The sequence below is a fragment of the Streptoverticillium reticulum genome (assembly GCF_047456005.1).
GTDB lineage: Bacteria > Actinomycetota > Actinomycetes > Streptomycetales > Streptomycetaceae > Streptomyces > Streptomyces reticulum.
The window spans coordinates 8,164,599-8,173,203 of the sequence record NZ_CP179755.1 but is presented as its reverse complement, the minus strand read 5'-3'; the positions used below and the strand labels follow the sequence as shown (position 1 = coordinate 8,173,203).

At 69.9% G+C, this 8,605-nt stretch carries 7 protein-coding genes and 1 pseudogene; 5 read left to right on the top strand and 3 right to left on the bottom strand.

Annotation, left to right across the window (positions count from 1 at the left end; translation table 11 throughout):
- The first annotated feature begins 331 nt into the window (after positions 1–331).
- Entirely contained in the window at positions 332–1,543 is a 1,212-nt protein-coding gene (locus ACMATS_RS36990) for an alpha/beta hydrolase family protein (protein ID WP_414170523.1), read from the top strand.
- On the opposite strand, the gene ACMATS_RS36985 is transcribed toward ACMATS_RS36990, so the two are convergent.
- Positions 1,434–1,979 carry a transposase gene (locus tag ACMATS_RS36985; protein WP_414170863.1) on the bottom strand — a complete coding sequence of 182 codons (546 nt, stop codon included), beginning with the start codon at positions 1,977–1,979 and terminating at the stop codon, positions 1,434–1,436. The genes ACMATS_RS36990 and ACMATS_RS36985 overlap by 110 nt on opposite strands.
- Here ACMATS_RS36985 and ACMATS_RS36980 point away from each other — a divergent pair.
- Entirely contained in the window at positions 1,957–2,205 is a 249-nt protein-coding gene (locus tag ACMATS_RS36980) for a hypothetical protein (RefSeq protein WP_414170522.1), read from the top strand. The genes ACMATS_RS36985 and ACMATS_RS36980 overlap by 23 nt on opposite strands.
- Before the next feature lie 60 nt (positions 2,206–2,265).
- Here the strand turns inward: ACMATS_RS36980 and ACMATS_RS36975 are convergent, their stop codons facing one another.
- Entirely contained in the window at positions 2,266–2,949 is a 684-nt protein-coding gene (locus ACMATS_RS36975; protein WP_414170521.1) for a response regulator, read from the bottom strand.
- On the bottom strand, positions 2,946–4,145 hold the full coding sequence (locus ACMATS_RS36970; protein ID WP_414170520.1) for a sensor histidine kinase: 1,200 nt from the start codon (positions 4,143–4,145) through the stop codon (positions 2,946–2,948). Before ACMATS_RS36970 ends, ACMATS_RS36975 begins: the two co-directional genes overlap by 4 nt.
- Before the next feature lie 142 nt (positions 4,146–4,287).
- Here ACMATS_RS36970 and ACMATS_RS36965 point away from each other — a divergent pair, with 142 nt between their 5' ends.
- From ACMATS_RS36965 to ACMATS_RS36955, 3 genes and pseudogenes are all read left to right on the top strand, one after another.
- Positions 4,288–5,034: an ABC transporter ATP-binding protein gene (locus ACMATS_RS36965; RefSeq protein ID WP_390779365.1), complete on the top strand. Its 747-nt coding sequence runs from the start codon at positions 4,288–4,290 to the stop codon at positions 5,032–5,034.
- Positions 5,035–5,116: 82 nt separating this feature from the next.
- On the top strand, positions 5,117–7,525 hold the full coding sequence (locus ACMATS_RS36960) for an ABC transporter permease (RefSeq protein WP_414170519.1): 2,409 nt from the start codon (positions 5,117–5,119) through the stop codon (positions 7,523–7,525).
- A gap of 155 nt (positions 7,526–7,680) precedes the next feature.
- Positions 7,681–7,976, top strand: a pseudogene (locus tag ACMATS_RS36955) (serine dehydratase beta chain); the annotation flags it as partial.
- Between the last annotated feature and the right edge of the window lie 629 nt (positions 7,977–8,605).

Genomic DNA, 8,605 nt, shown 5'->3' with positions numbered 1-8,605 from the left:
CCGTCGCAGGGGGCCGGCCCGGTCCTGTGCGCAGCGTTCGGTGTGCCCACTGTGTCGGCATGACCGGCGCTGTCGCCCCGCACGCCGCCGCCCACCCCAACGACATGCGGGTCCGCCCCATCGTCGCCCAGTGCAACTCCATTGAGCCACGCTGGATCGTCGTAGGCCAAGACGAAGGTGGCGCTCGGCGATGCCGGCGAAGGGAACCCCGCGCCGCACGACATACTCCCGGCGGATTACTCCGGTACCTCGCGGGGGCTACGAACGACACCAGAATGCTTACATCCATGAGCTGATTCGATGCGGAGCTGCGGAACCTAGCGTCGATCCCATGAAACGCAATCGCCGTATCAGCGCCGTCGCGGCGCTGGCGCTCGCCGCCCTCGTCACCGGAACCGGCGCCGGGTTCGCCGCCACGACCACACCGTCGGCCACACCGGTGGCCACGCACGCGTTCGACACCGCACCGGCCACGGCCACGGCCACCGCACCCACGCGGTCCTTCCACGGCACGCTCCCCGCGCCGACCGGCCGCTACGCTGCCGGCGAGGACGTCATCCACCTCACCGACGCGAGCCGTCCCGACCCGTGGGTGCCGTCATCCGGCCCCCGCCGACTGACCGTCACGATGGTCTACCCGGCCGTCCCCGGGACCGGGACTCCGGCCCCTTATATGACCCTCGCCGAGGCAGCCGGACACATCCAGAAGGGGAAGATACCAGCGAGCTCCGGCATCACCCCACAGAACCTTTCCAGCGTCACCACTCACGCCTTCGACGGCGCTCGGCCGCAGCGCGGCAAGCATCCGCTGGTGGTCCTCTCACCCGGGTTCGGGGACCCGCGGATGGTGCTCACCTCGCTCGCGACCGAGCTGGCCAGTCACGGCTACGTCGTCGCGCTCGTCGGCCCCACCCACGAGGACAGCGGCGAAACGCTGGAGAACGGCGAGACGCCGCCGTGCGCGATCTGCGATGACCCGAAGCTCGACATGAACAAGGTCACCGCGAGCCGCGCGCTGGACGCGTCCTTCGTGATCGACCAGTTGACGCATGGCAATACCGCGTGGCGCCTGGCGCACCTCATCGACAAGCACGAGATCGGGACGGCCGGACACTCCATCGGCGGAGCGTCGGCCGTCGCCACGATGATCGCCGACCCGCGAGTACGGGCCGGAGTGAACATGGACGGCAAGTTCTACCCGGTCCCGATGCCCGGCCAGATCAACCGGCCGTTCCTCATGCTGGGCGAGACCGACAACCACTCGCCCAGCGGCACCGACACCACGTGGGAGAAGGCCTGGGCCAACCTCGGCGGCTACAAGAAGTGGCTGGCGGTCACCGGCGCCAACCACCCCAGCTTCACCGACGTGGACCTGCTCGAGGAGCAGGCCGGGTTCCCGACGCCGCCCCTCGACCCCGAACGTGGAATCGTGCTCACGCGTGAGTACGTGACGGCGTTCTTCGACCAGACGCTGAAGGGGATCCACCGTCCGCTGCTGGACGGCCCCTCGCCGAACAATCCGGAAGTAGTCTTCCAGCCCTAGTGCAGCGCCGCGTTGATCCTTCGGGGGTCCATGCGGCTTTGAGTGGGCTGCCGTCGTAGGTCCAGCGGTAGGGCTTGGCGTCGTGTTCGTCGCAGGCCAGGACGAAGGTGTCGATGGCCGCGGCCAGTTCGTCGCGGTAGGCGAACTGGCCGCGGCGTAGTAGACGTCGGGTCAGGGCGGAGAAGAACAGCTCGACTTGGTTGAGCCGACTGGCGTGTTCGGGGGTGTGGTGGATGTTGAAGCGGGGACGGGTGGCCGGCCATGCCTTCGTCTTCTTCGCGACGTGGGATGAGCCGTTGTCCATGACCGGGTGGATGCTGGTGCCGGCGGGGATGGACTCGTTGAGTCGGCGTAGGAAGCCGATGAATGTGTCGGCGTTGTTGCGGTCGATGCGCTCGGTGAGGACTTGGCCGGTGTGGACGTTCAGGCCGGCGATGATGGAGACGGTGCCGTGGCGGATGTACTCGAACTCCCGGCGGGTGCGCTGCGCCGGGGTGGTTCCGCCACCGGAGGCCCGGGTGGGCGGCCGGTCGGTGCCGCTGATCCCGGCCCGTGTCGGCGGTGCCGGCCCCGACGCGCTCCGGCCGGGCTACGAGCGCATCGGCCGGTCACGGCCTCTGCCCGAGGTGACCTCCGGCAGAGGCCCGGGTGCAGGTGGGTGAGCCGGCGCATCTGGCGAACGCGGCGAACTCGTGGTCGGCGATCGTTCTTCTCGTCCTGCCCTACCGTCTACGCGGCACGAGTCCGGTGTCGAAGGCGATGATCGCCAGGTGGACGCGGTCTCGGGCCTCGAGCTTGGCGAACAGACGCGCGACATGGGTCTTCGCCGTCGCCGCGCTGATCACCAGCCGCTCGGCTATCTCGGCGTTCGACAGCCCCTGTCCGACCAGTGCCAGCACCTCGCGCTCCCGGTCGGTGATCCCCGCGATGGGACTCGAGTCCGCGGCGGGCTCGGCGTCCGGTTCGGGGGCCGCGGGGCCGGACGTTCTGGCGAAGTCCGCGATCAGCCGCCGGGTCACGCTCGGCGCGATCAGCGCGTCGCCGGCCGCCACCACGCGGATCGCGTCCAGGATCGCGTCCAGGGCCATGCTCTTGAGCAGGAATCCGCTGGCGCCGGCGCGCAGTGCGCCGTAGACGTACTCGTCGTCGTCGAAGGTTGTCAGCACCAGCACCTTGGGCGGGTCCGGCTCGGCGGTCGCCTGCCGGGTCGCCTCGATCCCGTCCATGCCCGGCATCCGGATGTCCATCACCACGACGTCCGGCCGCAGCTCACGTACCAGGCGCACCGCCTCGCGGCCGTCGCCGGCCTCGCCGACCACCTCCAGGTCGTCGGTGTTGCCGATCAGGATGGCGAGCCCGACCAGCATCAGGGGTTGGTCGTCGGCCAGCAGCACTCGCACGCTCATGCCGGGAGGCTCGCCGTCACCCGGAATCCGCCTTCCGGACGCCGGCCCGCGCTGAACTGGCCGGACAGCAACGTCACTCGCTCGCACATGCCGAGCAGGCCGAAGCCGCTCCCGCCGGCCGCGGAGTGCCTCGGACGGCCCAGCCGGCCGGAACCGTCGTCCCCGTCGTCCACCACCTCGATCCTCACTCCTTCCGGCTCGTAACCGACCGCGACCCGGCACGTCCGCGCCCCGGAATGCCGCACCACGTTGGTCACCGACTCCTGGATGATCCGGAATGCCGACAGCTCGATCTCCGGCGGCAGTGGACGCCGCTCGCCCTGCCAGGTCACGTGGACCCGCACCCCGGCGTCGGCCGTGCGTTCGGCGAGCCGCGGGACGTCGGCCAGGCTGCCGCCCGGCGCCAGCGGAGCGGCCTGCGGCACGGCGTCGTCCGGCTCGGCGCGGCGTAGCGCCCCGAGCATGCGCTGCAGCCCGAGCAGCGTCTCCCGGCTGGTGGTCTCGATGCCGGTCAGAGCCCGCCGCGTCTGCTCGGGCTTGGTCTCCACGACCCGCGCCGCCGCCCCCGACAGCACCGTGATGATCCCGATGCTGTGCGCGACGCTGTCGTGCAGTTCACGGGCGATCCGCAGCCGCTCGGCCATGACGGCGCGGGCCGCCCTCTGCTCCTGCAGGGCTTCGAGGTACTCACGGCGTTTGCGATACACCCCTCCGAAGACCCACGCGACCGCGAACCACAACGCGAGCCCCCCGGTCCACTGGGCCGCGTCGCCGACGGTCTCCCCGGGGTAGCCGTGGATGTCGTTGACGAACGCGGCCGCGGCGCCCGCGACGGAGCCGACGGCGGCAGCCTTCGGCCGTCGGGCGGCGAGATACCCGCACAAGGCGACGAGCAGGACGAACACGATCAAGGGCCGCGCGCCGAAGGCCTCGCCGAGGACCGATTCGCCCAGGATCACCGCGAAGACGGTGGTCGGCAGACGGCGCACCAGCAGAACCGGAAGGGCGAGCACGACGTACAGACCCAGCATCTGGACGGGCTCGAGGTCGGGGAACCGGAACAGGCCGCCCTCAGGGGTCGGCATCGTCCAGGGGAGCAGCATCGCGTAGCAGCAGGCGGTGGCCGGCACCACGGTCTGTGACATCAGCCGGGTCACGCGCTTCGATGTCGAGAGACGCTGCAGAAGCTCTTCCATACGGAGATCGTATTCAGTGGCGTCGGCTCTGCGCGTCGCCCCGGGGATGTATGCGGGATACGCCGCCGGGCCGATGGCCTGGGGAGAGGTGACATCCGCCGGCCGACGCAATGGGTCATGCTCCGTTCCTAGGTTCATGGTCATGACGAATCCGCCGATGATCGCGCTCCAAGACGCGATGAAGAAGTACGACGACGGCCCGCCCGCGCTGGCCGGTGTGACCTTGTCTGTGGCGTCCGGTGAGTGCGTGGCGATCCTCGGCCATTCCGGCAGCGGGAAGTCCACGCTGCTGAATCTGATCGCCGGTCTGGACAAGCCTTCCAGTGGCACCGTGACCGTCGACGGCACCCGTGTCGACCAGCTCGGTGAGGCCGGTTCGGCGAAGTACCGCCGGGCCTCGATCGGCATGATCTTCCAGTTCTTCAATCTGCTCGACGACCTGACCGTGTTGGACAACGTCATGGTTCCGGCGCAGCTGGCCGGGATGGGCAAGGGCGAGGCGAAGCGGCGGGCCGTCGAGCTGCTCGGCTCGCTGGGCATCGACCGGCATGCCAAGGCCTACCCGCAGCGGCTGTCCGGCGGGCAACGGCAGCGGGTGGCGGTGGCCAGGGCCCTGATGAACAAGCCGGCGCTGCTGCTGGCCGACGAGCCCACCGGCGCGCTGGACTCGAGCTCGGCCGAGGACGTGCGCCGGCTGCTGCTGGACCTGAACAGCGAGGGCCAGACCATCTTGTTGGTGACCCACGATGTGCAGTTGGCCGCGAGCACCGCGCGCCGCACGATCGAGTTGGTGGACGGCGCGGTCGAGCGGGACGTCGTCAACGACGGCAGCGGTGCCGGCCTGGCCGCCCGCACGCCGCTGACCCGTCCGGCGGGAGCGGTCGGATGACACTGCGCAAGCCGCCGATGCTCCGGCGTCTCTTCGAGGTCGGATTCCGGGCCGTGGCCCGCACGTTGCCGGCGGTGAGCCGGTGAGCGCCCTGGGCAAGGTCGTACGCTCCGGCGTGGGCCGGCGTCGGGTCCAGTCCCTCGTCATGGCCCTGACGACGTTCGCCGCGGTGACGTCCTCAGTACTCTCCCTCGGCCTGCTGGCCGTCGTGCAGGCCCCGTTCGAGCACGCCTTCAGTGCTCGGAACGGGGCGCACCTGGCGGTCCAGTTCGACGGCTCGAAGGCCACGGCCGCGCAGGCCGCCGCCACCGCGCACGCCGCCGGCGTCACCGGGGCGGCCGGACCGTACCCGATTGCCGCCGCCCTGGACACGACCGTCGGCACGGACTGCCCCACGAAGGATTTCGCCGGTCACGACAACGGTCCGATCACCGTCACCACCCGGCCCGACCTGGGCAGCACCTCCGGGATGGACCAGCTCGTGCTGACCCAGGGGCGCTGGCCGACCGGCCCGGGCGAGATCGCCCTGCCGTGGCAGCACTATGCCACCGTCTGCTTCGGCGATTCGGTGGTGTTCTCCTCCCTGCCGGGCAAGCCGTCGTTCAAGGTCGTCGGCTTCGGCGGCTCGGTGACCAACAGCGCGACCGCCTTCGCCACCGCCGACGGTTTCGCGCGGCTCACCGCCGCCGGTGCCAAGGCCGATGTGCAGATGCTCTACCGGTTCGCCAAGGCCGGGACCGACGCCGACATCGCCACCGGCAAGCAGGCGGTGGCCGCCGCTGCGCCGGTCGGCTCGGTCGAGGGCGGACAGTCGTATCTGACCGCGGAGCAGCAGGCGACCGGCAACGCCAGGGCCTTCGTGCCGTTCCTGACCGGCTTCGGGATCCTCGGGCTGTTCATGTCGGTGCTGATCATCGCGATCGTGGTCAGCGGGGCTGTGGCCTCGGGAATCCGGCGCATCGGGATTCTGAAGTCATTGGGCTTCACCCCTTCGCAGGTGGCCCGCGCCTACACCGCACAGGCCATGATCCCGGCGACACTCGGCGTGGTGCTCGGCACGGTTTTCGGCAATCTCCTGGCTGTGCCGATCCTGGACGGGGCCACCAAGCAGCTCGGCGCGGCCGGTGCCACGATTCCGTTGTGGGTCAGCGCCGTGGTGCCGCTGGGCACCCTGCTGATCGTCGGCACCACGGCTTTGATCCCGGCACTGCGAGCCGGCCGGATGCCGACGGTGCAGGCTCTGGTGGCCGGCCGCGCCCCCAAGGCCGGGATCGGTCGGACGGCGCAGCGTCTTGCCTCGCGGCTGCCGCTGCCCCGGGCCATGTCGCTGGGTCTGGCCCAGCCGTTCGCCCGGCCGGCCCGGGCCGTACTCGTCGGTGCGGCGGTGCTGTTCGGCGTGGTGAGTGTCACGTTCGCGGTGGGGCTGGGGTCCGCGTTCGACAAGTACCTGGACACCAGTACCTCAGGCTTCAACGTCGCGGCGGAGTTCGTGATACCCACAGCCGACGTAGGCGTGCCCTGGGGGCGCTACGGGCCCAACGACCCGCGCAGGCCGCACCTGGACGCCGCCAAGGCGGCCGCCGCGCTCGCCGAGACCCCGGGCACGAAGGCCGCGTTCGGCTGGGGCGAGAGCGGCGCGACCATCGTCGGCGCCCCGCCCGGCGGCGAACCGCCGAAGGTCTTCACGATCACCGGCGACTTCTCCTGGACGAACATGGAGCTGCTGTCCGGCCGCTGGTTCTCAGCGCCCGGCGAGGCCGTGGTCGGCGACAAGCTGGCCACGACGGTGGGGATCCACGTCGGTGACAACGTCACCGTGGTGCAGCAGAACAAGCAACTGCCGCTGAAGGTCGTCGGCATCAACTTCGACACCAACGTGGGCGACTACACGGTCATGACGGATGCGGCCACCTTCACCGCCGCCGGTCTGGCCCCGCACATCGAGCAGTTCAACGTCGAACTGGCCGACAACGTCAGCGGATCGGACTGGTCCACCTCGGCCGCCGCCGCGCTGACCCCGCTGAACGCCTCGGTCCAGCCGCACTCGGACGGGGGCAAGAACATCGTGGTGATCATCATGGGCACCCTGGTGGCCACGCTCACGCTGATGATGATGGCGGTCGCCGCGCTCGGGGTGCTGAGCATGGTGGTGCAGGACACCCGGGAGCGGGTTCATGATCTGGGGATCTTCAAGGCCCTCGGGATGACACCCAAGCAGACCATTGCGATGGTGCTGACCTCGGTGTCCCTCACCGGCCTGATCGCCGGGCTGATCGGGGTCCCGCTCGGGGTCGCGGTGGAGAAGGCGACGCTGACCCCGATGGGGAACGCGATCGGCCGGCACCTGCCGCCGAGCGTGTCCCACGTCTACACCGCCGGGCTGCTCATCCCCCTGCTGGCCGGCGGGATCGTGATCGCCCTGCTCGGCGCACTGCTGCCGGCCGGCTGGGCGGCACGGACCCGGACCGCCACGGCGCTGCGGACCGAGTAGGACCGAGCAGAGCCGCCGGTCGCCGCAGCAAAAGCGTGCTGGGCACTGCACGGCGCGGCAAGAACGCCAATGCCGACCTCCCCCGGTTGACAGCCTCGGGAGGTCGGCATTCCGGCGTTCTTTCCTCAACACAAAGGCGTGAGAGGTACCCAAGTATGGCGGTCGGCGTTTTCGACCTGTTCTCGATCGGCATCGGCCCGTAGAGTTCACATACCGTCGGCCCGATACGCGCGGCCCGGGTTGCTGGGGCTGGGGGGACAGGTGCCGGCCACCGTGGACGTGCGGGGGCGTGGAGCCGGACCTGGCGCGCATCCGCGAAAGCGGCCGACTGCGACTGTTGGGCACCGAGAAGGGCGCCGAGGCCGAGATCGCCTTCACCGAGGACCACGACCTGGTGCTGCACCGGCGCAAGTCGCTGCCGTACCACTCCAATGGCATGCGGCTTTTCGCCTAAGAGACTTCATTTGAAGGGCCGACCACACTCGACGCCGTCATCAACGGCGACGACGAAGACGACTTGCAACTGTGCAGGCTCAAGGACACCGGCCACCCCGAGACGTGGGGCTTCGCTCTGTTCACCTACGGCAACGAACGCTACGAGGACAACATCCTGCCCACGGGCCTGTCCTTCGGAAGCCCCGAAGACGCCCTCGACTGCGCCGTCGGCCCCTACCTCGCGACCCCGCCAGCTGACCGGCAATCCCCGAAGGAGGGAGTGTCCAATAGACGGCGGATCCGATGATCAAGGAGTCGTCTGATGAGCGAGACCATCACCGAGCACGGGGTGGCAGAGGAGCCGGACCGCGCCGATAAGTGCGGCAACCCCCTGATCCATGAGGCAGTGTGAGCCACAAGGCGCCCCTCAGCCCAGGGACCGATCCTGATGAGATCAGGTCACCAACGTCAGCTTGGCCCGAACACTCAGGTGGAGTCGCCCAAGCGCCGGAGACTGACACCACAGTGGGCTCCGGCGCTTCGCGCCTCCAGGCCAAGGGCCCGGTTCCCCCGCCGGCCAAAGCCGGTGGTCCCCCCGAACGAGCTGAGGGAAAACGCCACGACGGGCGGCCCGAAGGCCGCCCG